A 26,415-nucleotide genomic window follows, 5' to 3' on the forward strand; every position below is an offset into this window, starting at 1 on the left:
TGCAACGCATGCTCGGCGAAAGCGCCGCCACCGGACTCGTGGCGTTCCACCGCCTCGTACCAGGCGTATGGGCGGAACGTCTTCCTAACGGAAGCCGTGATGCGCTACCGCGGGTTCACTCATCAGCGCAATGAGCGCGATGGCGCGCCGCCGGAGCCGCGCCCCGGCTCAACCGCGCAAAGCCGCCTCGATTCCGGCCACGTCGATCTTGCCCATCCGCATCATGGCTTCGAAGGCGCGCCTGGCGGCGGCGCGGTCCGGCGCCACCAGCGCCTCGGTCAGCACGCGCGGCGTGATCTGCCAGGACAGGCCCCATTTGTCCTGGCACCAGCCACAGACATTTTCCGAGCCGCCGTTGCCGACGATCGCATTCCACAAGCGGTCGGTCTCGGCCTGGTCGTCGGTGGCGATCTGGAACGAGAAGGCCTGGTTGTGCTGGATGCCGGGGCCGCCGTTCAGGCCGAGACAGGGAATCCCGGCCACCGTGAATTCCACGGTCAGCACATCGCCTTCGCGCCCCGACGGATAGTCGGCGGGCGCATGCATCACGCGGCCCACGGTGCTCTCGGGAAAGGTCTGTGCGTAGAACCGCGCCGCGTCCAGCGCGTCACGGTCGTACCAGAGGCAAATCGTATTCTTGCTGATCATCATCGGTCTCCTGCGATGAGAAGCGAAACGCGAAACGAAGCAGGCAACGCGCGAACCCTATACGGCTATAGCGCTCGCCAGGTCCGCGCCCTGCTCAATGAAGAATGCTGCCCGGTCGAGCATAACGCCGGCCCCGGCGCACAGTCGTTACGAAGCGTTGGCGCATCTCAAGCGCCCCAACGGCGGCGATCCTCCCCCCGGGGTGACAGACCTTCGCCGCTCTGCGCATAATCCGGGGCATCCCGTCCTCCCCAGGAGTTCACCGGCATGTCTTCCCCCTCGCTGGCCCGACGCGGTGGACTGGAGCGTCTACGCCAGCCGCGCCGGCGAGCCCGGCGCGACCGTGTTGCAGCGCGACGCCGACGGCCGGCTGTGCCGCATCGACCACTACCGGCCGGTGCGTGGACGCCAGGTCGAGGATGGCGGCTACCGGCTCGCCTATGATGCCCAGGGCCGGCTGATGGCCTACGCCGAATTCACGTCGGCGCGCAGTGGCAAGAGCGCGCTGCAGCAGGCTTGCGTCAGCCGCGACGGCCAAGGCCGCGTCACGGCCGTGTTCCGCGCGGGTGCAGCGCTTGAACGCCGATGGCACGACCCGCGCGGTCTACCGCTCGCGTCCCGATCCCGACCGGGACGGCGCGATGATCGCGTAGGCCATGCCGACCGACACCGTCTAGGGCGATGGCCTGCCGTCGTGGGATTCCAAGGTACAGACCGTGCTGCTCAAAGGGCTCAGCAATGCCCAGGGCCGGGTCGTGCTGGACGCGGGGCAGATTGCGCCGTTCCACCGGGCACTGCGCGAGACGCCGGGGCGGGTATTCCTGTATGTGCACGACATGACCCGCTTCCTACCCGTCACGGCGCAGGATGCCAAGGCCTGGGGCCGCTGCGTCGATCCGGCCCTGCGCGACGCCGGCGCCTGCGACTGAGCGCGCGGGCCGTCTCGTTCAGGGACTGGCCTGCGTCTCGACCGTCAGGTGCGACAGGCCGGCGATATGCGCCAGCTTGGCCTTGTAGAACGCGCTGTCGCGCGGATGGCGCGTGACCAGCGACACGATGGCCGCGTAGTGGCCCGGCCCCACCTGCCACACATGCAGGTCGGCAATCTCGCCGTCGCCGGCATCCAGGGCCTGTTCGATGTCGCGCCGCATTTTCCCGCTCTGCGGCGTGGCGTCGAGCAGCACGGTGCCCGAGTCGCGGATCAGGCCCCACGACCAGCGCGCGATGACCAGCGCGCCGACCACGCCCATCGCCGGATCGGCCCATAGCCAGCCGTAGCTGCGGCCTAGCAGCAAGGCCGCGATGGCGAGCACCGAGGTCAGGGCATCGGCCAGCACATGGATGTAGGCGGAACGCAGGTTGTTGTCACGAACGCGCGCGGGGTGGCCATGACCGGCGGCTGGCGCGTGGCCGTGGTTGTGGTTGTGGTCGTGGTTGTGGTCGTGGTTGTGGTCGTGGTTGTGGCTGTGGTCGTGGTTATGGCCGTGGTCGTGGCCATGATGGCCTCGATCATGGGCGCCACGGACAAGACGGCCATGATCATGGTCATGCCCGTGCCCCGCGTGACCATGCCCATGGCCGCCATGGCCGTGCGCATGGCCATGGTCATCCTTCAGCAGCCAGGCCGATACCAGGTTGACCAGCAGCCCGGCGACCGCGATGGCGATGGCCTGGTCGAAACGAATGGGCACCGGATCGACCAGCCGCGCCAGGCTTTCCCAGCCGATGATCAGGGCGATCAGCGCCAGCACGATGGCGCTGGCGAATCCGGCCAGTTCGCCCAGCTTGCCGGTGCCGAACGTGAAGCGCGGATTGCGGGCCTGACGGCGCGCATAACCGTAGGCGAGCGCGGTGATCAGCATCGCGCCGGCGTGCGTCGACATGTGCCAGCCGTCGGCCACCAGCGCCATCGATCCGTAGATATTGCCGGCAACGATCTCGATGGCCATCATGCTGGCGGTCAGGGCAATGACCCACCACACCCGACGCTCGTTGCGCCGGTGGTCCTGGCCCAGAAAGACATGATCGTGGGATGGGGAATGATTCATGGGGTTGCTCCTGCTGCCCGCCAGGCCCGTGACCGACGGCCCGGCGCCGGCGGGCCGTTATTTCATGTAGGCCCGGATGACATCCATCATTTCCCGCGCCGCCTGGACCCGCTCGGATTCGGACGGCGCGTGCACCACGTGCTCGTCCAGATGCCCCTGCATCACCTCGGCGGTCAGGCCGCTGAGCGCGCCGCGCGCGGAAGCCAGTTGGCGCAATACCTCGCCGCAGGGCGTCTCGGCCTCCAGCGCGCGTTCCAGCCCATCGAGCTGGCCGCGGATGCGGCGCACGCGGGCGATGAGTTTTTCTTTCTGGCGGATGGTGTGGGCCATGGCGGATGAATGCCTGAATATAGTCTAGGGGACTATATTATAAATACCGCGACGCAAAAGGAATGCCCCTGCCACCGCCCCCGAAAAGCGGACGAAGGCAAGCCGTCCCGGCCCGAAAGCCCACGGATACCCCGGCGCCGCGTGGCGAGACGGCCGGCAGTGGAATGGTGCTTCTATCCGATTCAGGCTGAAATGACCCGATTCGGGTAGAAATAACAATAACAATCATTATCATCAATGAATTCGCGGCACGCCCCGCCGGTTTGCCGCGTACGCCCCGCGCCGCCATCTCGCGGCACGTCCGGCATCCGCCTGCTCACCCGTCCGGAGAATCTTCCCCGTGCCATCGCGCCGCGCCTGGGCCTTGCTGGCCAGCCTCTACAGCACCCAGTTCCTGGGGCTGATGTTCTTCGTCATCGCCATGGTGGCCATCCTGCGCGACGGCGGGGCCAGCCTGGACACCCTCGGCCTGGTCTACCTGATGGGCATGGCCTGGCCGCTCAAGGCGTTGTACGCGCCGTGGATCGACCGCCACGCCACCGGCCTGCGCGGCCACTACCGCGGCTGGCTGCTGGTGACACAAGCCGGGCTGGTGCTGTGCCTGGCCCTGATCGGCATGCTCGACCTGCGGACCGACTTCACGGCGATCTACCTGCTGTGCTGGGCCACCGCCTTGTTCTCGGGCGCCCAGGACGTGGCGCTCGACGGCCTGGCCTGCCGGCTGCTGACCCGTCCGGCCGATCGCGGCTTCGGCAACGGCCTGCAGATCGCCGGCGGCCTGATCGGCAACCTGGTCGGCGGCGGCATGATGCTGATGCTGTATCCAAGGCTGGGCTGGCGCGGCTGCTGCCTGTTGCTGGCCGCGCTCACGGCGGTGTCGTGGATCCAGCTGCTGGGTTACCGAGAACCACAGTGGCCGCGCAGCGCCGGGCCCGCCAGCCATGCGCGCCTGCTGGCCTTCTGGCGCGGCCCGCAACGCAAGCGCTGGCTGCTGTTGCTGGTGCTCTATCCGGCCTCCGCGTCGCTGGGGTATGCCGTCATCATGCCCTCGCTGATCGACACCGGCTGGTCGCTCGCCGACATCGGGCTGGTCCTCAACGTAGTCGGCGCCAGCGCCGGCCTGCTCGTGGCGCTGGCCTACGGCCGCCTGCTCAAGCGCTGGTCGCGGCGCGGCGCCACCCTGTCGGCGGCGCTGTTGCAGGTGGCGGGCATCGCCGGGCTGGCGCTGCCCGCCATGGCCTGGGGGTCGCATGCCACGGCGGGCGTGGCGGTGGTGCTGTACTACATGCTGTACACCCCGGCCGCCACGGTGCTGTGCACGCTGATCATGGATCAGGCGTCGCCGCAAAGCCCCGCCACCGACTACACCCTGCAGATGAGCGTGAGCCATTTCTTCGCGATGCTGCTGACCTCGGCCGGCACCATGCTGGCCGGCCGCATCGGCTATGGCGGCGTGGTCGGCGCGGCGATCGCGCTGGCGGTGCTCGGCCTGCTCGCCGCCATGCGCTGGGTTCCCCGGGAGGCGGCATGAACCAGCCCTGGGAAATCATGCGGCCGGTGCGCGGCCGGATCCGCCTGGCCATGGGCCTGGCGGTGGCCGGCGTGCTGTGCAGCCTGGCGAGCCTGGGCTGCCTGGCCCTGGCCATGCGCGACCTGCTGCGGGCGTCCGCCGCCTACCCCTGGCCCGCGTTCCTGGGCGCGCTGGCCTGCACCCTGCTGGCCTGCTTCCTGCGGCTGCAGGCCTTCAACCAGTCGCACTATGCCGCCTTCCGCCTGGAAGTGATCCTGCGCAACGACCTGGTCCGGCACTTGTCCCGGCTGTCGTTCGGCGAATTGCAGGCGCTGGGCAGCGGTCCGCTGGCCAAGGTGGTGCAGAACGACGTGCAGGCGCTGCACGTATTCGTGGCCGACAGCACACCGCTGTTCGCCCGCGCCTACGCCATGCCGGTATTCAGCGCGGCGCTGCTGTTCGCGCTGGACTGGCGCATGGCGCTGGCCGCCGTGGGCGTGCTGGCGGTGGGCGCGGGCGGGCTGTCGCTGGCGATGCGCGGGCGCGAAGTCATGACGCGGCGCTACCATCAAGCGCGCGAGCAGGTCAGCGCCGCGGTGATCGAGTACGTGCAGGCGATGCCTGTGGTGCGCACCTTCGATACCGGCCAGACCACCTTCGGCCGCTACCATCGCGCCCTGGAACGCTACCTGGTCGTGCTGACCGATTGGTATCGCGGCGCCAGCTTCAGCTCACGCTTCGCGATCGCCGTGCTGGGCCCGCTGCCGACGCTGGCGGCGCTGCTGTGGCTGGGCGCCTGGTGGACGGCGCAGGGCCAGCTCGATTTTCCCGTCTGGCTGGCCTTGCTGCTGTTCGGCATGGGCATGGCTGAGGCCATGTTCCCGATGATGTCGCTGGCGCACATGATCGACCAGGCCAAGCTGAGCGTGGCGCGCATCCAGCAGGTGCTGGCGATCGCGCCGCTGCCGCCAGCGCGCGCGCCGGAGCGTCGTCCTGCCGACGCCAGCGTGCGCTTCGAGGATGTGCGCTTCGGCTATGGCGGCGCCCCCGCGCTGGACGGCCTGAGCTTCACCGCGCGCGCCGGCCAGTTGACGGCGCTGGTGGGCCGCTCCGGCGCCGGCAAGAGCACCGTGGCGCGGCTGATCGCGCGCTTCTGGGACATCGACGCCGGGCGCCTGCTGGTGGGCGGCGTCGACGTGCGCGACCTGGAACGCGAGACCCTGTTCGAGCACGTCGCCTTCGTGTTCCAGGACAACTTCCTGTTCTCCGGCAGCGTGGCCGAGAACATCGCCATGGGCCGTCCCGACGCCAGCCCGGCCGAGATCGAGGCCGCCGCCCGGGCCGCGCAGGCGCACGACTTCATCCTGGCGCTGCCCGACGGCTACGCCACCGTGCTGCGCGAGGGCGGCAAGGACCTGTCCGGCGGCCAGCGCCAGCGCCTGACGATCGCCCGCGCCGTGCTGATGGACCGCCCGATCCTGGTGCTGGACGAAGCCACCTCCGCCACCGATCCCGAGAACGAACGCGCGGTCGGCGCCGCGCTGGCCGCGCTGATGCGCGGCCGCACCGTCATCATGGTCGCGCACCGGCTCTCCAGCATCCGCCACGCCGACCAGATCCTGGTGCTGGACCGAGGCCGGCTGGCCGAATGCGGCACGCACGACACCCTGGACGCGGCTGGCGGCCTCTATGCCCAGCTGTGGCACAACCATCAACGCGCCCGTCGCTGGACCCTGGGCGACCAAGCCTCATGACAACACCTCCCGCTCCCTGGCGCGACACCTATCGACGCCTTCTCCGCAGCGCCGGCAGCCAGGCCGGCCGCCTGCGCGCCAGCCTGTGCCTGCTGCTGCTGGCCGCCGTGTGCCAGGGCCTGTCGCTGGCCTGCATCGTGCCCCTGTTCGTCCACCTGACCCGCGGCGATCCCTGGCGCGCCGCGCTGGCCTGGCTGGCGGCCTTCACCCTGCTGGCGGCGGCCGCCATCGTCCTGCGCTGGCGGGCGCAGGGCTTCGACTATCGCGGCCACATGGCGCGCGCCACGCACGAGTTGCGCGTGCTGCTGGGCGAGCAGCTACGGCGCATGCCGCTGGAGGCGCTGCAGGCCCACCGCACCGGCGGCATCGCCGCCAAGCTGCTGGGCGGCGTCGACGAACAGATGAACTACGCGCTGACGGTGATCAACCTGATCCTGGGCGCCATCGTCACGCCGGCCGCGGCCGCCGTGGCGCTGCTGGCCTGGGACTGGCGGCTGGGCGTGGCGCTGATGCTGGTGTTCCCCGCCATCGTGCCGCTCTACCGCTGGCGCCGGCCGGCCCTGGACCGAGGCCACGCCGCCACGGGGCGCGCCAACGAGACCCTGAACGCCGAACTGCTCGAATACATGCAAGGGCTGCCCGTGTGCCTGGCGACGGGCCGCGCCGGCGCCGCCAACGAACGCCTGCGCGCCGGCTTCGAGCAGCTCGAACAATTGCAGCGCGAACACCACCGGCGCGGAGCCAAGCCATCGCTGATGGTGGCCGCCATCGTCGAATCCGGCATGCTGGCGATCCTGGGCTGCGGCATGCTCTGGGTCACCCAGGGCAGCCTGGCGCCCGCGGCGCTGGGCGCGGTGCTGGTGCTGGTGGCGCGCTTTGCCGAACCGCTGGCGACCTTTGTGAACTTCACCACGGTCCTGGCGCTGATCGAAGCCGCGCTGGCCCGCATCGAGGAGCTGCGCGCGGTGGCGCCGCTGCCGCAATGGCCCTCGCAGGGCGGCCTGGCCGGGCCGGCCGACATCCGCATCGAAAACCTGGAGTTCCGCTACGCCGGCGGCACTGCCGCGGCGCTGTGCGACATCGACCTGGACCTGCCGGCGCGCGGCCTGACCGCGCTGGTGGGGCCGTCCGGTTCCGGCAAGACCACGCTGACGCGCCTGCTGATGCGCCACGCCGACCCGCAGCGCGGCGCGATCCGGATCGGCGGCGTGGATATCCGCAGCCTGCCGCCCGCGGACCTGAACCGCCTGATCTCGACCGTGTTCCAGGACGTGCACCTGTTCGACGACAGCGTCATCGGCAACATCGGCATGGCGCGGCCCGAGGCCGGCGAGGCCGAGGTGCGGGCGGCGGCGCGCGCCGCCCATTGCCTGGACTTCATCGAGCGCCTGCCGCAAGGCTGGGAGACCCGCCTGGGCGAGGCGGGCGGCAAGCTGTCGGGCGGAGAGCGCCAGCGCCTGTCGATCGCGCGCGCCATCCTCAAGGACGCGCCGATCGTGATCCTGGACGAACCCACCGCCGCGCTCGACACCGAAAGCGAACTGGCGGTGCAGGCGGCCATCGACACGCTGGTGGCGGAACGCAGCGTCATCGTCATCGCCCATCGCCTGTCGACCATCGTCGCGGCCGATCGCATCCTGGTGTTCGAGGACGGCCGCATCACGCAGCGGGGCACGCACGCCGAACTGCTGGCGCAGCCGGGACGCTATCGGCGGATGTGGCAGGCGCAGCAGGGGTAGCGCGGGCCGCCCCCTTCGCGATTCCTCGCCCGGCGCCCTCACCGCGCGCGCGCGCCGACCTCGATCGCGACGCCTTCCACGCAGGCGACGACGCGCCCGTCAGCGCGATCGGCCGGATGGCCGCCGGTGAAGTCCGAAAACGCTGGCAGGATCGTGAGACCGGGGCGCAGCCAGAACGCCGGCCAGCTGCGCGGCACGCCGCGCACGGATGTCTTCGGATGCATGTGGCCGGCGATGACGTGCCGGCCGTCTGGGTCCGCCCGCGGGACATGGCTGAACAGGAACGGGCCGTCAATGTGCGTCTCGCCCAACTGCCGCACGCCGAACGCCGGGCCATCCAGGGCGCGGTCATGATTGCCCGCCAGCACCGCGACATCCAGCGCGGCATGGTCCCGCCGCCACGCCATCCAGGTATCGCGCCACCCCGCCTGCCCGGCGGGCCCGTGCAACAGGTCGCCCACGATCCACAGCTCGCGGGCGGCGGTGCGCGCGATCACATCCGCCAGGCGGTCCAGGTCGCCGCGCGTGGCGCCGCTGGGCACCGCGATGCCCGCGCGCCGGAACACATGGCTCTTGCCCAGGTGCAGGTCGGCGATGACCAGGCGCGAACGCGCCGGCCAGAACAGGGCACGGGTTCCCAACAGCCACAGGGGCTCGCCGCCCAGCAACGCCTGCAACGCGCCGTCAGGCAAGGCGCTCATAGCGCTTCTCCAGTTGCTGCGCGGCGCGCCTGACGCGCGCCTGCCAGGTCTCGGTGCTGAGTTGCCCGCGCATGCTTTCGGTCCACAGCGGGAACGACAGGGGCGTCAGCGCGCGCGGTTCGCACAGCGCCAGTTCGCGCCGCTGGCAGTCGTGCAACGCCGCCAGCAGGCGGGGCGCCTCCAGCTGCAATTCGAACACTTCGCGCTCGGCTTGCGCCAGCAGCAGGTGGTCCGGATCGTAGCGGCGCAGCACATCGTAGAGCAGCCCGCTGGAGGCCTGCACCTGCCGCAGCGAGCGCGCCGCCTGGCCGGGCAATGAGGGCGTCAACAGGCCCGCCACGCGCGCGATCTCGCGGAACTGGCGGCGCGCCATTTCGCCCAGGTTGACGCCGTCGCGCAGGTCTTCGGCCATGTGTTCGGGGCTGAGCAACTGGCGCAGCAGCGCCGCGTCCAGCGCGGCCGGCTCGGCCAGCGTCAGCATCAACCCGTAGTCGTTGACCGTATAGGAAATCGTGTTGGCCTGCCGCCGGCCCCAGCGCAGCGCGATCATTGCCGCGATGCCTTCGTGCACGGCGCGGCCGGCGAACGGAAACAGGAACAGGTGCATGCCGCGCCGTGTGCCGATGCGTTCTGCCACCAGCCGCCCCCGGTCCGGCAGCGCGCTGGCCTGCGCCTGGATCCGCAGCAGCGGCGCGACGGCGCGCATCTCCGGATGCGTGCCGGGATGCGAATACAGGCTTTCCACTTCGCTGGCCAGCTGCGTCGACAGGGGCATGCGCCCGCCCTGCCAGGTGGCGACCGGGCCATCGCCGCCCTTGGCGCGGCGCACATAGGCCACCATGCCTTCCAGCCGCACCAGTTCCAGCGTGCGGCCGGCGAACTGGAAGCGGTCGCCACGCCGCAGGCGCGCCAGGAAGCCCTCTTCCACCGAGCCCAGGCTGCCCCCGCGCAGGTATTTGACGGCCACGGCGCCGTCGGCGGTGATGGTGCCGATGGACAAACGATGGCGGAACGCGACGCGCCGGTCGTGCACGCGATAGCGGCCGTCGTCGTCGCGCACCACGCGTTGATAGTCCGGATACTTGGCCAGCGCGCGGCCGCCCTGCACGATGAAGTCCAGCACCGCCTGCCAGGTGGCGCGATCGAGCGCGGCATAGGCATGCGTGCCGCGCACTTCCTGGTACAGCGTGTCGGCGTCGAAGCCGCCGCCCAGCGCCAGCGTGACGGCATGCTGGGCCAGCACGTCCAGGCTGCCGACCGGCGGCGGCCGGGATTCGATCTCGCCGCGCGCGATGGCCTGCCGGGCGGCGGCGTACTCGATCAGTTCGAGCGCCTGCGCCGGCACGCACACCACGTTGCCGGACTCGCCCGGCCGGTGCCGGGCGCGGCCGGCGCGTTGCAGCAGGCGCGCCACGCCCTTGGGGCTGCCGATCTGCAACACCTGGTCCACCGCCGGGAAATCCACGCCCAGGTCCAGGCTGGAAGTGGCCACCACGCAGCGCATCGTGCCGTCGCGCAGGCCCTGCTCCACCGCCGCGCGCAGCTTGGGATCGAGCGAGCCGTGATGCAGCGCCAGGGTGCCCGGGGCCTCGGGCCAGATCGATTCCAGCGCGCGGTGCCAGAGCTCGGCCTGCGCGCGGGTGTTGGTGAACAGCAGGGTCGCGCGCACGTCGAACAGGCGCTTGAAGACCCGTTCCAGCTGCGACAGCCCCAGGTGCCCCGCCCACGGCAGGGCGCGGCTGCGTTCGGGCAACAGGGTCGATATCTGTATCTTGCGCGGCCGCGCGCCCGCCACCAGCGCGCTGTCGGGCGCATGCGGCAGCAGCACGGCGCGGGCCTGGTCCAGGTTGCCCAGCGTGGCCGACAGGCCCCAGGTGCGGGCGCCCGGCGACAGGCAGCGCAGGCGCGCCAGGCACAACTGCAGCAGCACGCCGCGCTTGTTGCCCAGCAGCTCGTGCCATTCGTCCACCACGATGCCGCGCAGGGCGCGAAAGCGCTGCGACGCATCGGCGTAGGACAGCAGCAGCGCCAGGGACTCGGGCGTGATGACCAGCACGTCCGCCTTGCCCTGCCGCGCCAGCCGCTTGTCGCGCGCGCTGGCATCGCCGGTGCGCAGCGCCACCGTCCAGGCCAGGCCCAGGTCGGCCGCCGTCTGCGCCAGGGCGCGCGTGGTGTCGGCGGCCAGCGCCCGCAGCGGCGTCACCCACAGCACGCGCGGCCCCTCGCCCGCCGCCGCGCGCGCCGGCGCCGGATCGGCCAGCGCCTCCAGCAGCGGGCCGCCGAATGCGGCCAGCGTCTTGCCGCTGCCGGTGGGCGTATGCAGCAGGCCGGATTCGCCGGCCAGATAGCGCCGCCAGGTTTCGCGCTGGAACGCGGCCGGTTTCCAGCCGCGCGCCGCGAACCAGGCCAGCAAGGGGCCGTCCCGCCGCGCGCCGCTCATCGCGCCAGGGCCTTCAGGGTATCGAGCCGATCGGCCTGGTCGGCGCGCTTGTCATGGCGCCAGCGCAGGATGCGCGGAAAGCGCACCGCCACGCCGGACTTGTGCCGTTTGGACAGGTTGACGCCCTCGAAGCCCAGCTCGAACACCTGCACCGGGTCGACCGAGCGCACCGGGCCGAAGCGCTCGCGCGTGTGTGCGCGCAGCCAGCGGTCCAGTTCCAGGATCTCCTTGTCGTCCAGGCCCGAGTAGGCCTTGGCGATGGGCACCAGCGCGTCGCCATCCCATACGCCGAAGGTGTAATCGGTGTAGAGCGTGCTGCGGCGGCCGTGGCCGGACTGCGCATACAGCAGCACCGCGTCGATGGTGAGCGGATCGATCTTCCACTTCCACCAGTCGCCGCGCCGCCGGCCGCTCTGGTAGGGCGCGCCGCGGCGCTTGAGCATGAAGCCCTCCACGCCGCGCTCGCGCGATTGCGCGCGCAGCACGTGGGCCTCGTCCCAGCTTGCCGGCGCCACCAGCGGCGACAGGCCCAGGCGCGGGTCGGCGCGCTCGCGCAGCAGCGCTTCCAGCCGCGCGCGGCGCGCGGCCTGCGGCTCGTCGCGCAGATCGGCGCCATCCAGCTCCAGCAGATCGTAGGCGAGCAAGCGCACCGGCGCCTCGGCCAGCCACTTGGGTCCGGGCTTGAGCCGCTGGATGCGTGTCTGCAGGGCCGAGAACGGCATGGGATCGACGCTGTCTTCCTGCCAGGCCAGCAGTTCGCCGTCGACGACGCAGTCCACCGCCAAGGCGGCCGCGGCCGCTTCGACTTCCGGAAAGCGGCCGTCCAGGCGCTCTTCGCCGCGCGACCACAGCGCCACCTCGCCGCGCCGCCGGATCAGTTGCGCGCGGATGCCGTCCCACTTCCACTCCAGCAGCCAGTCGTCGATCGGCCCCAGCAGCGCCGGGTCGCCCTCCAGCGGCGAGGCCAGGAAAAAGGGATAGGGCTGCTGGCGGTCGCCGGGCAGTTCGTCGGCGCTGAGCAGGTCGCGCAGGAACGCGGGGCTGGGCGACCATGCGCCCAGCATGCGCTGCGCGATGCGGGCGATAGGCACGCCCGACAACTCCGCCAGCGCCTGCTGCACCATGCGTTGCGACACGCCGACGCGCAGCGCGCCGGTCAGCAGCTTGTTGAAGACCAGGCGCTCGATGTAGGGCAGCCCCAGCCAGGCCGCGACGATGACTTCGCGGCGCTCGGCCTCGTCGCGGTTGGCGACCGGCACCAGGATCTCCTCGATCCAATCGGCCAGGCCGCGCTCGGGCGCGGCGGTGCGCGGGTCGGGCACCAGCAGCGCCAGCGTCTCGGCCAGGTCGCCGACCTGGTCGTAGCAGGCGTCCACCAGCCAGGGCGCGGTCTCGGACGCGGTCGCGGCCCAGGCGCGCAACTCGCCGACGGCGGCGATCTTGCGGCGCGCGCTGGTGATCTTGCCGCCCGCCAGCAGATACAAGGCCCAGGCCGCGTCGCGCGGCGGCGCATCGCGGAAGTACGCCACCAGCGCCGCGCGCTTGTCCAAGGTGGCGGTGCTGCGGTCCAGTTCCTGATACAACGCCGCGAATCGCTTCATGCCTGGATCCGTTCCCCTGTCGCTACGAAAATGGCGCGGCGCGCCGTGCTAGTCGTCTTCGCCATATTGCGTGGCCAGCGTCTCGGCGGCGATGCCGGATTCATTCAACGTGCGCACCAGCGCGTCGGTGTCGCCATGCGTGGCGATGACGCGGCGCGCGCCCGTCTGGCGGATCGTGCGCAGCAGGTCGGGCCAGTCGGCGTGGTCCGACACCACGAAGCCCCGGTCCATGTTGCGCCGGCGCCGGTTGCCGCGCAGCCGCATCCATCCGGACGCGAAGCCGTGCTGCGCCTTGCGGAAGCGCCGCAGCCACGCGCTGCCGGCCGCCGACGGCGGCGCCAGCACCAGCTCGCCAGCAAATCCCGTGCCCGCGGCCGCCGGCGCGCCGTCCGCCTCGATGACCAGGCGCGTGTCGGGCAGCGCGATGCCGGCCTCGCGGTAGACGTCCACACCCGCGGCAATCGCGCCATGCAGGTAGACGGGCCGGTCGACGAACGGCATCAGCTCGGCCAGCACCCGCTGCGCCTTGCCCAGCGCATAGCAGTAGAGAATGGCCGCCTCGCCGCGCGCGGCGCAATGGTCGCGCCACTGGACGATGTCGCGCGCCACTTCCGCGGTGTCCGGCCAGCGATAGATCGGCAGGCCGAAGGTGGCTTCGGTGATGAAGGTGTCGCACGGCACCACCTCGAACGGCGCGCAGGTGGGGTCGGGCTGCCGCTTGTAGTCGCCCGACACCACCCACACCTGGCCGTCGACCTCGATGCGCACTTGCGCGGAGCCCAGCACGTGGCCCGCGGAATGCAGCGAAACGCGAGCCCGGCCCAGCGTGAACGGCTCGCCATAGGCGTGGACGCGGTAGTCCTGCTCGCGCAAGCGCCATTGCAGGATGGGCAGGCCCTCGGCGCTGGTGTGGTAGCAACCCATGCCGGCGCGGGCGTGGTCGCCATGGCCATGCGTGAGGACGGCCACGTCCACGGGGCGCCAGGGGTCGATGTAGAAGCCGCCGGCGGCGCAATACAGACCTTCCGGACGCAATTGGACGATGTCGGCCATGGACTCTCCCGATCTGACAGGCGCGGCTTGCGCGGGCGCGCAAACCACGCGTCGGTGCTTCCGTTATACCCGAACGCGGCGACGCGCTTTTCAATTATTCAATAATCGTTGTACTATTGAACAATGAAAGAAGATCAAGTCGTTTCCGCCCTTGGCGCCCTGGCCCACCCCCAACGGCTGCGCACCTTCCGCGCGTTGGTCGTGGCCGGCCTTCCGGGCCTCACGCCCAGCGTCCTTGCCGACCAGCTCGGCATCGCCCGCAACGCGCTGTCGTTCCACCTCAAGGAGTTGGCGCACGCGGGCCTGGTGACGGTCGAACCGCAAGGCCGCAACCTGATCTACCGCGCCGACTTCACGCGCATGAACGGCCTGCTCGGCTATCTGACCGAACACTGCTGCCAGGGCGCGCCGTGCGAAGTCGCCCCGGGCGCTTGCGTCACCTGCTGACCGGATCAACGTCATGTCTACACCGCCCGCCGCCCTTCGCGCTCCCGCCGGCCTGAATGTTTTCGAACGCTACCTCACCTTCTGGGTATTCCTGTGCATCGTGCTGGGCGTGGCGCTCGGCCAGTTGCTGCCCGGCCTGTTCCACGCCATCGGCCAGTTGGAGGTCGCCCGGGTCAACCTGCCGGTGGGCCTGCTGATCTGGGTCATGATCATTCCCATGCTGCTCAAGGTGGATTTCGCCGCCATGGGCGAGGTGGGCCGGCACTGGCGCGGCATCGGCGTGACGCTGTTCATCAACTGGGCGGTCAAGCCGTTCTCCATGGCCTTGCTGGGCTGGCTGTTCATCCGCCACGTCTTCGCCGCCTGGCTGCCGGCCGACCAGCTCGACAGCTATATCGCCGGCCTGATCCTGCTGGCCGCGGCGCCCTGCACCGCCATGGTGTTCGTGTGGAGCCGGCTGACCGGCGGCGACCCCGTGTTCACGCTGTCGCAGGTGGCGCTCAACGACGCCATCATGGTGTTCGCCTTTGCCCCGCTGGTGGGACTGCTGCTGGGCCTGTCGTCCATCACGGTGCCGTGGGACACGCTGCTGGTGTCGGTCGGCCTGTACATCGTCATTCCGGTGATCCTGGCGCAGCTCTGGCGGCGCGCGCTGCTGCGGCGCGGCCAGGCGGCGTTCGAGGCGGCGCTGGCGCGCATCGGGCCGTTCTCGATGGCCGCGCTGCTGCTGACGCTGGTGCTGCTGTTCGCCTTCCAGGGCCAGGCCATCCTGCGCCAGCCGCTGGTGATCGCCATGCTGGCGGTGCCGATCCTGATCCAGGTGCTGTTCAACTCCGGGCTGGCGTACTGGCTCAACCGCCGCGTGGGCGAGCGCCACAGCATCGCCTGCCCGTCGGCATTGATCGGCGCGTCCAATTTCTTCGAACTCGCCGTGGCGGCCGCCATCAGCCTGTTCGGCTTCCAGTCCGGCGCGGCGCTGGCCACCGTGGTGGGGGTGCTGATCGAGGTGCCGGTGATGCTGCTGGTGGTGCGCATCGTCAACCGCAGCCGCGGCTGGTACGACGCCGGCCAGGCGCGCGGTTGAGCCCGCCAGCATCCGCCCCCCCTCCGGCCCCGCCAACACCGTCATCACGTGCAATCCATGAATCCCATCACCCTCTATCACAACCCTGCCTGCGGCACATCGCGCAATGTTCTGGCCCTGATCCGCAACAGCGGGGAAACGCCCACAATCATCGAGTACCTGAAAACGCCTCCCGACCGCGCCACGCTGGAGGCCTTGATCGGCGCCATGGGCATCGCGGCGCGCGACCTCCTGCGGCAGAAGGGCACGCCCTACGACGAACTGGGCCTGGCGGATCCCGCGTGGAGCGACGCGCAATTGATCGATTTCATGCTCGCCCATCCCATCCTCATCAACCGCCCCATCGTCGTCACGCCGCTGGGCACGCGCCTGTGCCGGCCGTCCGAGACCGTGCTCGACATCCTGCCCCGACCGCAACGCGGCCCCTTCAACAAGGAAGACGGCGAGCCGGTCATCGACGCGGAGGGCCGCCGTGTCTGACACCGCCGATCTCCTGCCCAACCTCGATGCCGCGCGGTTCGAACGGCCCGACACGACGGCGCTGTTCGCGCCTGCCCGCGCCGGTCACGCGCCGCGCTTCCTGTTGCTGTACGGCTCGCTGCGCGAACGCGCCTATAGCCGGCTGGCGGCGGAGGAAGCCGCGCGCCTGCTGCGCGCCCTGGGCGGCGACACCCGGATGTTCGACCCGACGGGGCTGCCGCTGGTCGACGCGCCCGGCAGCCAGGACCACCCCAAGGTGCGTGAGCTGCATGCGCTGGTGCAATGGGCCGAAGGCATGGTCTGGAGCTCGCCGGAACGCCACGGCGCCATGACCGGCCTGATGAAGACGCAGATCGACTGGATCCCGCTGTCGGTGGGCGCGGTGCGCCCGACCCAGGGCAAGACGCTCGCCGTCATGCAGGTATCCGGCGGCTCGCAGTCCTTCAACGCGGTCAACCAGATGCGCATCCTGGGCCGCTGGATGCGCATGCTGACCATTCCCAACCAGTCGTCGGTGGCCAAGGCCTACCAGGAATTCGACGAAGCCGGCCGCATGAGGCCGTCGCCGTACTACGACCGCATTGTCGACGTGGTCGAGGAACTGATGAAGTTCACCCTGCTCACGCGCGACGTGGCGCCGTACCTGACGGATCGCTACAGCGAACGCAAGGAAAGCGCGCAGGCGCTGGCGGCGCGGATGAAGCAGGCGGCGATCTGACGCGCGGGCAAGCCGGGGGTCCCCGGCGCTCGAGCGCGAGGCCTGGCCACGGCATATGCTGAGCGCCGCCCCCCCAGGCCTGCTGGAAGACATGCCGCCGGCGGGCGACTACTGAAGAGCGGCCACGAACGCGTCAGCGCGGCCCGAACAGCTTGTCCAGTTCGCCGGCTTGCGGCAGGCCGTTGTATTTCTTCAGGGCGCCGGTTTCGTCGCGCGCGACGATGCCGGGCGTGCCGCGAAAACCGAGCGACACCATCAATGCCTGGTTGTCGTCGAGCTTCCTGGCGATGCCGTCGGGCACGCTCTTGGCCGGCGTGATGCCGCCCTGGTTGAACTTGTGCTCGTTCTCCAGCAGCGCGGCGGAGGAATCGGCGGCGCCCAGGATGGCCGCGGCCTTGGCCGGGCTGTCCTGGCGGATGACGCCCACCATCACGTGCCGCAACTGCACCTTGCCGGCATCGACCCACGGCCGCGCGGCCTCCCAGAACTTGTGGCAATAGGGGCAGTTGGCGTCGCTGAAGGTGTAGATGATGCGCGGCGCATCCTTCTTGCCGTCAAGCACCCACGTCGATTTCTCGAGCTGGGCCCAGGCCTGGTCGCCCATCGGCTTGCTGACCAGGGCCTCGAGCTTGGCATCGTCCAGCGGCTTGCCCTGGGCATCCAGTCGCGCGCCGACGATGGCGTTGCCGTCGGGGGTGACATAGATCGCCACGGGCTGGTCGCCGGCCACGCCAGCGAAGGCGCGCAGGCCGCCGTCGATCTTGAACTCCTGCACCACGCGCAGGCCGCGCGCCTCCAGCGCCTTGAGCACGGCGGGCCGATCCTGGGCGGCCTGGGTGCCGGCGGCGGCCAGCAGGGCGGCCAGGGCGAAAACGATGCGGCGGGGCGCAAGTGAACGAATCATGGGTACTCCTGGGCTTTTCCGAACAGTGCCAAAGGCGTCAATGATACCGGCGGCGCTGTCATCCACGCGTACAGGGCTACGGGAGCAACCCGGCTTGCCGCAGGCGCCAGCGCGGGATCTCGTATTCGTACGAAGCGGTCGCCAGGGTGTCGTGCCGTTCGAACCAGGGCGCGACATGGCGCTCGATGTCCGCCGGCAGGGTGGCCAGCCATTCCGCCAGGTCGGCGGGAGAACTCAGGTCGATCACGGCCCCGCTGCCCAGCGTGGCCTCGTCGACCAATCCCTGGCCCGGCACCAGGCAGGCGCGGCGATACAACCGTCCCTTGTGCCAGACCTCGGGGGGCACGTAGACCGGCCATTCGCGTTCGCACGGAACCGACGCGTAGATCCCCAGCGACACCAGCTGACGATTTTCGAACGACGCCCGGTAGCGCAGCAGCTCCACGCCCTGCTCGACGCCGTCGGCCAGCGCCCGCCACAGGCAGCGCTTGCGGCGCGTCTTCCAGCCCGCGAAGGCCGCTTGCGCGCGCAAGGTCTGCATGAATTCCCGCTCGATCGGTTCGAAATCTATCGGCACGCCAAATTCCCCGGTTCCGGTGACGCCGCCTATTCCACCCCGTCATGCCAGTGTCGAGGCGGCAATTCATGACAAGTGAAACAGAATGAGCGCGCGGCGTGAAGCCTGCCGCCACGCTGGCCCGCGCGGGCACGACGGCGCGCCAGGCGGCAAGGGGCTGGGGCACTCAAACGGCCGGCGGGCGGCCAGCTAAAATCCCGCCTGCGGTCGACTCGGCCCCGCCGTTTCGACGTACTCCCCTTGCCCTGTCGCGCCGTGCGCGAGGGCTGCCGCCAGACTTAGAACGAGACATGAAAAATACATTGATGGCCACGCACCTGCGACTGGTCGGCATGGCGGCCCTGTGGGGCGCGTCATGGTCCTGGGGCAAGGTCGTGGCCCAATCGATGGCGCCGCTGGCCGCGGCCAGCCTTAGGTTCCTGTTCGCCAGCGTGGCGCTGGTGCTGTGGATGCACCGCGCCTCGGCGCTGCGCGGCCTGAAGTCGTTGACGCGCCACCAATGGCTCGGCCTGGCCGCCGCCGCGCTGGCCGGCGTGTTCGGCTACTCCAGTTTCTTCATGCTGAGCCTGCAGCTGGTGCCGGCCGGCAAGGCCGCGATCGTGGTGACGCTGAACCCCGGCGCGACCCTGCTGCTGGCGGCGATCCTGTTCCGCGAACATCTCAATGCCGCGATCCTGGCTGGCATGATCCTGTCCGCCATCGGCGCCTATATCGCCATCGGCGGCGGCGGCCCGCAGGCCGCCACCGGCGCCGGCGTGGGCCTGGGCGAACTGCTGCTGCTCGGCTGCGTGGCGTGCTGGGTGGCCTACACCCTGGTCGGGCGGCTGGTGCTCAAGGGCGTGGACGCCCTGACCACCACCACGGTCACCACCGTGATCGGGGCGCTGATGCTGTTGCTGACCAGCCTGATGGTGGAAGGCGTGCCCGCCTGGGAAAAGCTGGGACAGGCGCCCGCCAGCGCCTGGGGCAGCCTGCTGGCGTTGGCGTTCGGCGCAACCGCGATTGCCTATGCCTGGTACTTCGAGGGCGTGAAGGCGCTGGGTGCCGGCGCGGCCTCCGGCTACATCACGCTGGTGCCCGTCTTCGGCGTGCTGTTCTCCAGCCTCTGGCTGGGCGAGGCCACCCCGGCGAACCTGTTCATCGGCGCGGCCCTCGCGATCTCGGGCATGGCGCTCATGCATGTCGGCCGGCGCCGGGCCGAGGCGCGCGGCCGCTGACCACCCTGACGGAGCCCCATGCCCACGCCATACCGACGCTTCCTCGACCATCTCGCCGCGCGCGGCTGGACGGTGACGGCGCCCACCGCCGCCACGGCGCCGCCGGCGTTCGCCGGCGCCTATGCGCCTTTCTCGGCCATGTTCGATGCGCTGTCCAACGCCGCCGGCACGCGCTGGTTCTTGAGCGCGAGGGACTACGCCGGCGACGCCGGCGACGACTTCCCCTGGGACGCCTTGCGCCAGATCAGCCTGGACGCGGCGCTGGACGCGGTCGAACGCCAAGCGGTCCAGGCTTTCTGGACACGCCATGCGCCCATTTACCTGAGCGTCGACGGCGACTACGAATTCCTGGCCATCGACCGCGAGAGCGGACGGATCGTGCATGGCGTCGAGCCGGAATTCGAGGACACCACCCCTGTGGCGGCGAGCCTGGACGCGCTGTTCCTGGACATGATGGCCGGTGGCGCGACGGCGGCGCTACTGGGGCCACCGGCCGACCCGGGCGCGGCGCCGGCCGGCGTCGAGGAGATCGCGCTGCGGCCCTGCACGCACGACGCCGTGGCGGCGCGGGAGGGCTGGCTCGATTGCGCGCAGGCGGACGGCGGCCGGCTCAGGCTGGTGCTGCCGACCGAGGATGCGCGCGAGGCGGCGACATTGCTGGCGCGCGCCCGCGTCATCGCCCAATCGCTGGCCGCGCGCCGCGATGCGGCGCTGCGCTTTCTGTGGCAGGCCGGCCGCCAGGCCGGTGATCCCGAACAGGCGCCCGCCGCCTTCATGGAAGGCTTCGCGCCGTCCGATCTGGTGGTCGCGCCCGATGGCGGCTACGTACTGCACCTGGCGCCGCGCGACGCGACCTGGTTCATGGCGGGCTATTGGCCGTCGGTGCGCTTCACCGACGGCGACGCGCCAGCCGGCTGGACCTGCGAGGCCTAAAGCGGCCCGGCCCGGGCAGCATCACCGGTCGCAGCGCTGGGGCACCTTGCGCGGGCTTTCCGTGTAGCCCAGTGCCGTCACCCTGCGCAGCAGATCGGCATAGACCGCGTCGTCCAGGCACGGCACCCGCGCCATGATCCAGACGTAATCGCGCTTGGAACGGCCGATGATGGTGGTCTGGTAGCCCTCGTCCAGGTACGCGATGACGTATTCGGCCTTGATGGGCCAGATGAACTGCATGCCCCACACCGCGTTGCCGGTGCCGGGCCGCACGGTCGCCACCGGGTGCATGGTGTCGACGGGCGCATCGAAGCTGCCATCCCGATAGCGAAAGTCGGTCTGCACCCGGCCGTCGGGCAGCAGCCGGTAGCTCTCCACCGCGTCATAGGCATTGCGCTCGGGCCAGCTGGGAATGTGCGCGATGACATACCAGTCGCCCATGAAGCGGTCCAGGTCGACCGCGGCAACCGGCGGCATGGGCGCAGGCGCCGCGCAACCGGCCAGGATCGCGGTGATGCCCGCGCAGAATGATCGCCACATCGCGCTTCTCCTCAAGGCCGCTCGAAGCGGTAGTGCGCCACGCCCCATTGCTGGCCGTCTTCATAGCCGAAGAGTTCGGCGCACGCCATCCAGAACATGCGCCAGCGCTGGTGCCACAGGCCGGCCAGGGGCGCGCCGTAGGCCTGCGCCAGCACTGCCCGCGCCTGCCCGCTGCGGGCGTCCTGGTTGGCAAGCCAGTGGTTGGCGGTGCGGGCGTAATGCGTACCGTCAAGGAACCAGCGCTCCTGCAGCCGCAGGTCATGCTGGAAATGCAACAGGGTATGGGCCGACGGCATGATGCCGCCGGTGAAGAAATGCCGGCCCATCCAGTTGTCCGCCCCTTCGGTCTCGAACGGATAGGCGCGCTCGCGGTGCGCGAAGATGTGCACGAACAGCTTGCCGCCGGGCCGCAGCCACCCAGCGATGCGCGCCAGCAGGTCCTGGTAGTTGCGCATGTGCTCGAACATCTCCACGGAGACGCAGCGGTCGTAGGCGGCCGCGGGCAACGACAGGACGTTGACGTCGCTGGTGACCACGCGCACGTGCGACCAGCCGCGCTCGCGGCAGCGCGCCTCGATGTGCTGGCGCTGGGTGGCGGAGTTCGACACCGCGGTAATGCGCGCGTTGGGAAATTGTTCGGCCATCCATAGCGTCAATGACCCCCAGCCGCAACCCAGCTCCAGGATGTCCTGGCCATCGGCGAGCTCGGCGCGCTCGCCATACAGGCGCAGCATGGCGGCTTCGGCCTGGTCGAGGGTTTCGCCGCCGGTCGGGTAATAGCAGCTCGAATATTTCATGCGGGCGCCCAGGCAAAGCTGGAAGAACGCGGTCGGCAATTCGTAATGCTGGGCGTTGGCCGCATCGGTATGGATGGCAACCGCGCTGGCGCGCAGCGCCGCGATGAGCTGGCGATCGCGTTCGGTCCAGGCCTCGATGCCGCCGGCATATTCCTGCGCCAGGCGCTGAGCGCACAGGCGCCGCATGCCCAGGCGCAGCAGCGCGTCGGGCAGCAGGCCGCGCTCGGCCAGGCCGAGCAGGCCCGGCGCGGGACGGTCGGTGGCCAACGGGGTGTCGTGCAAAGTAGCGGTTGTCATGGCGAGCCTCGTCAGGATTTCGGAAACCACGGGAAGAAGGCGCTGGTGCGGCGTTGATAATCGCGGTAGTCATCTCCGCGCGTGCGCAGCGCCTGTTGCTCAGTGAATGGAATGCCGCTGATCCAGCGCAGGAACACATACATCAGCAGCGGCCCCAGCCAGGCTAGCCACGCCAGCGGCGAGCCCCATGCCAGCGCCACGTAGCCGAACCAGTGGCACCATTCGAAGAAGTAGTTGGGATGGCGCGAAAAACGCCACAAGCCCTGGCGGCAGGTCTTGCCACGGCGCGATGGATCGTCGCGGAAGCGATCCAGCTGCCGGTCGGCGATCACCTCCCCCGTCAGCGCCGCCAGCCAGATCAGCAGCCCCAGGGCGACCGGCGCGCCTTGCGCCGGGCTGGCCCCCACCGCCAGGAACGGCAGGCAGAACAGCATGACCAGGCCCGCCTGGAACATGAACAGGCCGAAGAATTTGCCCTGGTGGCCATGCCAGTGCTCGCGCAGGGCGCGATAGCGGCCGTCCTCGCCCGCGCGCACACGGCGCCACAGGTGCCACGCCAGCCGCAGCGACCAGACGCCGGCCATCAGCGCCAGGGCCAGCCGGGCAGCCAGACTGCCCGAGCCGGTGGCGGCGATCAGCCAGGCCGCCGCGCCCATGCCCAGCGACCACACCACGTCGACGATGCCGGCGTTGGCGCGGCGGCGCTGCCAGCGCCAGGCCAGCGCCATGGCGATGACCATGGCGACCGCGATGCAGGACCATTGTTGCCAGGCCGTCATGGCGCCTCCCGGGTCCAGCGCCGCGCGCCCGCCGTCAGCGCGGGCAATGCCAGCGCCCAGCCCGCCGCCAGGGCAACGGTGGCGCGCCAGGCCGGCGCTTCGAATTGCACCGGCTGCCAGCCGCGGGCGGCGCCCCAATAGGCCAGCGGCCCGCCCACCGCGCCGAACACGCAGGCCAGCCATGGCCGTGGCCGCAGGTAGGCCAGCGAGTGATTCAGTGTCAGCGCGAACGCGGCCCACAACGCCAGGATCCAGAGCGGCGCGGGCCACGCGTCGGCGGCATAGCGCGCCCAGCCCAGCGCGGACAGCGAGCCATCCAGCGCCACGCCGCACAACACGGCGCCGCCGGCCAGCCGCAGGTCGGCGCGCGCCGTCGCCGACGCCGCCAACTGCGCCGCGATGAACAACGTGGCGGCAACCACGCCCGGCCAGGCCAGGCCTTGGCCGGCGCCGATCACCGCGCTGAACCACACGATCTGGTAGCCGATCAGGTTGGCCCAGAAGCGCATCATGCGCCCTCCCGCACCCAGCGGGCGCCCGTGGCGCGCGCCTGGGGATGCGTCAACAGCAGGTGCGCGACGCCGATGGATCGTTCGCGAAAGCCGCCTTCGCAATACGCCAGATAGAACTCCCACAGACGGCAGAAACGCGCGTCGAAGCCTTGCGCCCGCGCCTCGGGCAGCCGCGCCAGGAAGCGCTCGCGCCAGGCCTGCAGCGTGCGCGCGTACGACAGGCCGAAGTCCTCCAGATGCACCAGCGCCAGGTCGCAGGCGCGCGTCTTGGCGCGCAGCATCGCCTCGATGGACGGGATGAAGCTGCCCGGAAAGATATGGCGCTTGATGAAATCCACCGAGGCCAGCGCCTGCCGGTAGCGGTGGTCTTCGATGGTGATGGCCTGGATCAGCGCGCGGCCGCCCGGTTCGAGCAGGCTGGCGACCTTGGCGAAATAGGTTTCCAGGAAGTTGGCGCCGACCGCCTCGATCATCTCGACCGACACCAGTTTGTCGTATTGGCCCTGCAGGTCGCGGTAGTCCCGCAGCACGACGCTGACGCGGTCCTGCAACCCGGCGGCGCGCACCCGCTCGATCGCCAGGTCATGCTGCTCGCGCGACAACGTCGCGGTGGTGACATGACAACCGTAGTGGCGCGCGGCGTGGATGGCGAAGCCGCCCCAGCCGCTGCCGATCTCCACCACGCGGTCCGCCGGCCGCAACTCCAGTTTGCGGCAGATCGTTTCCAGCTTGCGGTGGGACGCCGCTTCCAGCGTGTCGTCGCCATCGGCCCACAGCGCCGAGGAATACATCAGGTCGTCGGACAGGAACAGCGCGAAGAACGGGTTGCCCAGGTCGTAGTGGGCGGCGATGTTGCGCCGGCTACCCGCGCGCGTATTGCGATTGCCGGCATGCCAGCGCCGCAGCGCCCAGCCGGCCAACCGCGCCAGCCCCGACTCCATGGCGTCCAGCGTGTCGCGGTTGCGCACCAGCAGGCGCACCAGCCCGACCAGGTCATCGCAGCGCCACAGGCCGTCGCCATAGGCCTCGCCCGCGCCGACGCTGCCTTGCGCGGCCACCAGCCGGTAGAAGCCCAGGTCGCTGACGGTCAGGCGCACGCATGGCTCGCCGCGGCCCAGGGTAACGCTGCCCAGGCTGTCTTCGATCAACAACTGGCCGTGGTCCAGCGCCCCCAGGCTGGCGAACAGGCGCTGGCGCAGCAGGCGGTCGAGCGATCCGGCGCGGCGGCTGGCCGCGATCGAGGCGTGTTCCGAGGGCGTCATGGGTTTCATCGGGGTTCTCCGTTGGGGGTGCGGGGATGGTCGTAGACGGGATTGCGCTTGAGCCACAGGCGCAGCGCCTGCCAATGAATGGCGCCGATGACCTGCAGCGTCATCAGCGGATAGCGCCACAGCAGGCGCGCCAGCGCCGCGCCGTCGAGCTCGCGGCGCCGCAGATCCAGGCGCGCGTCGAACTGCGCCACGCCCTGGCGGCTGACGCGCATGTGCACGCGCAGGTCGTCGGCGGGCGCGGTCAAGCGCCAGTCATAGGCGCAGTCCATCGGCATGAAGGGCGATACGTGAAAGCGTTTGTCGAAGCGCCAGGCCAGCGCATCGCCCTCGCGTTCGGCGCTGGCGACCGGCAGCACCACGCAATGGCGCTGCTTCCACGGGGTATTGGTAATCTCCGCCACGATCGCGGCCAGCGTGCTGCCGTCGGCGTCGTAGCAGTAATAGAAGCTCACCGGGTTGAAGACGTAGCCGGCGTAGCGCGGGTGCGCCAGCAGGCGGATGGGTCCGGCCGGCACATCGCCCAGGTGGGCCCGCAGGCGCTGCCGCACCGCCTGCGCCAGCGGCAGTCCGCCGTCGGCATCCAGATAGTCGGCACGGCGCCACTGCGCCAGGTTGGGCCGCTCCACCGACCACAGCCAACGGTCCTGGAACACCCGGTCGATCTCGTCCAGGTCCAGGTAGAGCTGCGCCATGCGATAGCCGAAGCCATGCGCATGCGGGTGATGGCGCCGATGCGTCACCCGGCCCTCGTAGACGGCGCTCTGCAGGTTCATGCCGCCTCCCGCGCCCAGACCCGCGGCCGTCCCAGCATGGCGCGCACCACGTCCAATGCGCTGGCCACGCCGTCCTCATGAAAGCCCCAGCCCCAGTAGGCGCCCACGTACCAGGTGCGCCGCCGGCCCGAGATCTCGGCGCGGCGCGCCTGCGCGGCCACCGCTTCGTGGGTGTACACGGGGTGGTGGTAGCGCATGCGCGCCAGCACCTGCGCCGGGTCGATGGCATCGCCGCGGTTCAGTGTCACGATAAAGGGCCGGGGCGATGCGATCCCCTGCAGCAGATTCATGCAGTAGCTGACCGAACAGGGCGCCTGGGGATCGGCCGGCACGTAGGCGTTCCACGCGGCCCAGGCCTTGCGCTGGCGCGGCAACAGGCGAGCGTCGGTATGCAGCACCACGTCGTTGTCCTGGTAGGCGATGGCGCCGAGCACCTGGCGTTCCTGCGGCGTCGCATCGGCCAGCAGCGCCAGCGCCTGGTCGCTGTGGCAGGCGAAGATCACTTCGTCATGGTGTTCCTGGCCGTCGCGCGTGATCACCTGCACGCCGGCCGGCTGGCGCCTGACGGCGCGCACGGCACAGTTCAGCCGCTCGCGCACCGTCCAGCGCTGGCGCATGGCGTCGATATAGCGGCGCGATCCGCCCTGCACCACGCGCCACTGCGGCCGGCCGCTGATCCGCAGCATCTGGTGGTTGGCCATGAACTGCACCAGGTAGCGCGCCGGGAATTCCAGGATGCGCGAGGCCGGCGACGACCACAGCGCCGAGGCCATCGGAATCAGGTGGTCGCTGCGGAAAGCCTCGCCGTAGCGGTTTTGCGCCAGGTATTCGCCGAGCGCGGGGCCCGGCTCCGGCGCGCGCAACAGCGCGGGCGATTCCCGGTAGAAGCGCATGATGTCGCGCACCATGCCCAGAAAGCGCGGCGACAACAGGTTGCGCCGCTGGCAGAACAGCGCGTCCAGCGAGGTGGCGTTGTAGGCCAGCCCGTCGGCCTGCTTGTGCACCGAGAAACTCATGGTGGTGGGCTGCGAGGCCACGCCCAGTTCGTCCAGCAACGCCGTGAAATGGGGGTAGTTGAGCGGGTTGTGAACAATGAAACCGCTGTCCACGGCATAGGACCGGCCGTCCTGTTCGACCGTGTGCGTGTGGGTGTGCCCGCCCAGGTAGTCGTTGGCCTCGTACAGCGTGACGTCATGGTCGCGGCCCAGCTTCCAGGCGCAGACCAGCCCCGCGATGCCCGAACCGATGATGGCGATGCGCAT

At 70.3% G+C, this 26,415-nt stretch carries 26 protein-coding genes; 10 read left to right on the plus strand and 16 right to left on the minus strand.

Going from position 1 to position 26,415, the window contains the following annotated elements:
* Positions 1-168: 168 nt before the first annotated feature.
* A complete protein-coding gene (locus ABFG95_RS10345; RefSeq protein WP_348995819.1) occupies positions 169-648 on the minus strand; it encodes a VOC family protein in 480 nt (159 codons plus the stop codon).
* Between the two features lie 716 nt (positions 649-1,364).
* Here ABFG95_RS10345 and ABFG95_RS10350 point away from each other — a divergent pair.
* Entirely contained in the window at positions 1,365-1,577 is a 213-nt protein-coding gene (locus ABFG95_RS10350) for a hypothetical protein (RefSeq protein ID WP_348995820.1), read from the plus strand.
* 18 nt (positions 1,578-1,595) lie between these two features.
* On the opposite strand, the gene dmeF is transcribed toward ABFG95_RS10350, so the two are convergent.
* Positions 1,596-2,696, minus strand: a complete 1,101-nt coding sequence (dmeF, locus tag ABFG95_RS10355) for a CDF family Co(II)/Ni(II) efflux transporter DmeF (RefSeq protein WP_348995821.1) — start codon at positions 2,694-2,696, stop codon at positions 1,596-1,598.
* Between the two features lie 57 nt (positions 2,697-2,753).
* Complete coding sequence (locus ABFG95_RS10360; RefSeq protein ID WP_054415202.1) at positions 2,754-3,026, minus strand: metal/formaldehyde-sensitive transcriptional repressor; 273 nt, start codon at positions 3,024-3,026, stop codon at positions 2,754-2,756.
* Between the two features lie 340 nt (positions 3,027-3,366).
* Here ABFG95_RS10360 and ABFG95_RS10365 point away from each other — a divergent pair, with 340 nt between their 5' ends.
* From ABFG95_RS10365 to ABFG95_RS10375, 3 genes are read left to right on the plus strand one after another with little or no spacing between them, the layout of a single operon-like run.
* Positions 3,367-4,557, plus strand: coding sequence for an MFS transporter (locus tag ABFG95_RS10365; protein WP_348995822.1), 1,191 nt, complete (start codon positions 3,367-3,369; stop codon positions 4,555-4,557).
* Between the two features lie 17 nt (positions 4,558-4,574).
* Positions 4,575-6,290: an ABC transporter ATP-binding protein gene (locus ABFG95_RS10370; RefSeq protein WP_348996043.1), complete on the plus strand. Its 1,716-nt coding sequence runs from the start codon at positions 4,575-4,577 to the stop codon at positions 6,288-6,290.
* A complete protein-coding gene (locus ABFG95_RS10375; RefSeq protein WP_348995823.1) occupies positions 6,287-8,029 on the plus strand; it encodes an ABC transporter ATP-binding protein in 1,743 nt (580 codons plus the stop codon). The genes ABFG95_RS10370 and ABFG95_RS10375 overlap by 4 nt, the downstream gene beginning before the upstream one ends.
* Positions 8,030-8,067: 38 nt before the next feature.
* Here the strand turns inward: ABFG95_RS10375 and pdeM are convergent, their stop codons facing one another.
* Genes pdeM through ABFG95_RS10395 form a run of 4 tightly spaced genes read right to left on the minus strand, consistent with a single transcriptional unit; the run spans position 8,068 to position 13,824 of the window.
* Positions 8,068-8,730 (minus strand): ligase-associated DNA damage response endonuclease PdeM, encoded by a 663-nt coding sequence (pdeM, locus tag ABFG95_RS10380; RefSeq protein WP_049075966.1) that lies wholly within the window; start codon positions 8,728-8,730, stop codon positions 8,068-8,070.
* Positions 8,714-11,143, minus strand: coding sequence for a ligase-associated DNA damage response DEXH box helicase (locus tag ABFG95_RS10385; protein ID WP_263898676.1), 2,430 nt, complete (start codon positions 11,141-11,143; stop codon positions 8,714-8,716). Before ABFG95_RS10385 ends, pdeM begins: the two co-directional genes overlap by 17 nt.
* Before the next feature lie 23 nt (positions 11,144-11,166).
* Positions 11,167-12,771: an ATP-dependent DNA ligase gene (locus tag ABFG95_RS10390; RefSeq protein WP_049075969.1), complete on the minus strand. Its 1,605-nt coding sequence runs from the start codon at positions 12,769-12,771 to the stop codon at positions 11,167-11,169.
* A 48-nt stretch (positions 12,772-12,819) separates the two neighbouring features.
* Positions 12,820-13,824, minus strand: coding sequence for a ligase-associated DNA damage response exonuclease (locus tag ABFG95_RS10395; RefSeq protein ID WP_049075971.1), 1,005 nt, complete (start codon positions 13,822-13,824; stop codon positions 12,820-12,822).
* A 123-nt stretch (positions 13,825-13,947) separates the two neighbouring features.
* Here ABFG95_RS10395 and ABFG95_RS10400 point away from each other — a divergent pair, with 123 nt between their 5' ends.
* From ABFG95_RS10400 to arsH, 4 genes are read left to right on the plus strand one after another with little or no spacing between them, the layout of a single operon-like run.
* Entirely contained in the window at positions 13,948-14,271 is a 324-nt protein-coding gene (locus ABFG95_RS10400) for a helix-turn-helix transcriptional regulator (protein WP_054415188.1), read from the plus strand.
* 13 nt (positions 14,272-14,284) lie between these two features.
* Positions 14,285-15,355, plus strand: coding sequence for an ACR3 family arsenite efflux transporter (gene arsB / locus ABFG95_RS10405; RefSeq protein WP_054415186.1), 1,071 nt, complete (start codon positions 14,285-14,287; stop codon positions 15,353-15,355).
* Positions 15,356-15,412: 57 nt separating this feature from the next.
* Complete coding sequence (arsC, locus tag ABFG95_RS10410) at positions 15,413-15,835, plus strand: arsenate reductase (glutaredoxin) (protein WP_054415184.1); 423 nt, start codon at positions 15,413-15,415, stop codon at positions 15,833-15,835.
* Positions 15,828-16,553 carry an arsenical resistance protein ArsH gene (arsH, locus tag ABFG95_RS10415; RefSeq protein WP_175144942.1) on the plus strand — a complete coding sequence of 242 codons (726 nt, stop codon included), beginning with the start codon at positions 15,828-15,830 and terminating at the stop codon, positions 16,551-16,553. The genes arsC and arsH overlap by 8 nt, the downstream gene beginning before the upstream one ends.
* 133 nt (positions 16,554-16,686) lie before the next feature.
* Here arsH and dsbG read toward each other — a convergent pair whose 3' ends face one another.
* Entirely contained in the window at positions 16,687-17,457 is a 771-nt protein-coding gene (gene dsbG / locus ABFG95_RS10420; protein ID WP_059272521.1) for a thiol:disulfide interchange protein DsbG, read from the minus strand.
* Positions 17,458-17,533: 76 nt separating this feature from the next.
* Positions 17,534-18,034 (minus strand): hypothetical protein, encoded by a 501-nt coding sequence (locus ABFG95_RS10425; RefSeq protein ID WP_232734788.1) that lies wholly within the window; start codon positions 18,032-18,034, stop codon positions 17,534-17,536.
* A gap of 290 nt (positions 18,035-18,324) precedes the next feature.
* Here ABFG95_RS10425 and ABFG95_RS10430 point away from each other — a divergent pair, with 290 nt between their 5' ends.
* The gene (locus ABFG95_RS10430) at positions 18,325-19,251 is read left to right on the plus strand and encodes a DMT family transporter (protein ID WP_059272522.1); all 927 of its coding nucleotides are present in this window, start codon (positions 18,325-18,327) and stop codon (positions 19,249-19,251) included.
* Between the two features lie 18 nt (positions 19,252-19,269).
* The gene (locus ABFG95_RS10435) at positions 19,270-20,184 is read left to right on the plus strand and encodes a hypothetical protein (RefSeq protein WP_348995824.1); all 915 of its coding nucleotides are present in this window, start codon (positions 19,270-19,272) and stop codon (positions 20,182-20,184) included.
* A gap of 21 nt (positions 20,185-20,205) precedes the next feature.
* Here the strand turns inward: ABFG95_RS10435 and ABFG95_RS10440 are convergent, their stop codons facing one another.
* Genes ABFG95_RS10440 through ABFG95_RS10470 form a run of 7 tightly spaced genes read right to left on the minus strand, consistent with a single transcriptional unit; the run spans position 20,206 to position 26,415 of the window.
* Positions 20,206-20,724, minus strand: a complete 519-nt coding sequence (locus ABFG95_RS10440) for a lipocalin family protein (RefSeq protein WP_054415177.1) — start codon at positions 20,722-20,724, stop codon at positions 20,206-20,208.
* A gap of 11 nt (positions 20,725-20,735) precedes the next feature.
* Positions 20,736-21,818: a cyclopropane-fatty-acyl-phospholipid synthase family protein gene (locus tag ABFG95_RS10445; RefSeq protein ID WP_049075985.1), complete on the minus strand. Its 1,083-nt coding sequence runs from the start codon at positions 21,816-21,818 to the stop codon at positions 20,736-20,738.
* An 11-nt stretch (positions 21,819-21,829) separates the two neighbouring features.
* Entirely contained in the window at positions 21,830-22,597 is a 768-nt protein-coding gene (locus ABFG95_RS10450) for a DUF1295 domain-containing protein (RefSeq protein WP_049075987.1), read from the minus strand.
* A complete protein-coding gene (locus ABFG95_RS10455; RefSeq protein ID WP_348995825.1) occupies positions 22,594-23,109 on the minus strand; it encodes a DUF2878 domain-containing protein in 516 nt (171 codons plus the stop codon). The genes ABFG95_RS10450 and ABFG95_RS10455 overlap by 4 nt, the downstream gene beginning before the upstream one ends.
* A complete protein-coding gene (locus tag ABFG95_RS10460) occupies positions 23,106-24,380 on the minus strand; it encodes a cyclopropane-fatty-acyl-phospholipid synthase family protein (protein WP_049075989.1) in 1,275 nt (424 codons plus the stop codon). The genes ABFG95_RS10455 and ABFG95_RS10460 overlap by 4 nt, the downstream gene beginning before the upstream one ends.
* Complete coding sequence (locus ABFG95_RS10465) at positions 24,377-25,153, minus strand: DUF1365 domain-containing protein (protein ID WP_054415171.1); 777 nt, start codon at positions 25,151-25,153, stop codon at positions 24,377-24,379. The genes ABFG95_RS10460 and ABFG95_RS10465 overlap by 4 nt, the downstream gene beginning before the upstream one ends.
* Positions 25,150-26,415 (minus strand): FAD-dependent oxidoreductase, encoded by a 1,266-nt coding sequence (locus ABFG95_RS10470; protein WP_175144939.1) that lies wholly within the window; start codon positions 26,413-26,415, stop codon positions 25,150-25,152. Before ABFG95_RS10470 ends, ABFG95_RS10465 begins: the two co-directional genes overlap by 4 nt.

The organism is Achromobacter sp. HNDS-1 (genome assembly GCF_040084795.1).
Taxonomy (GTDB): Bacteria; Pseudomonadota; Gammaproteobacteria; order Burkholderiales; family Burkholderiaceae_B; genus Achromobacter; species Achromobacter ruhlandii.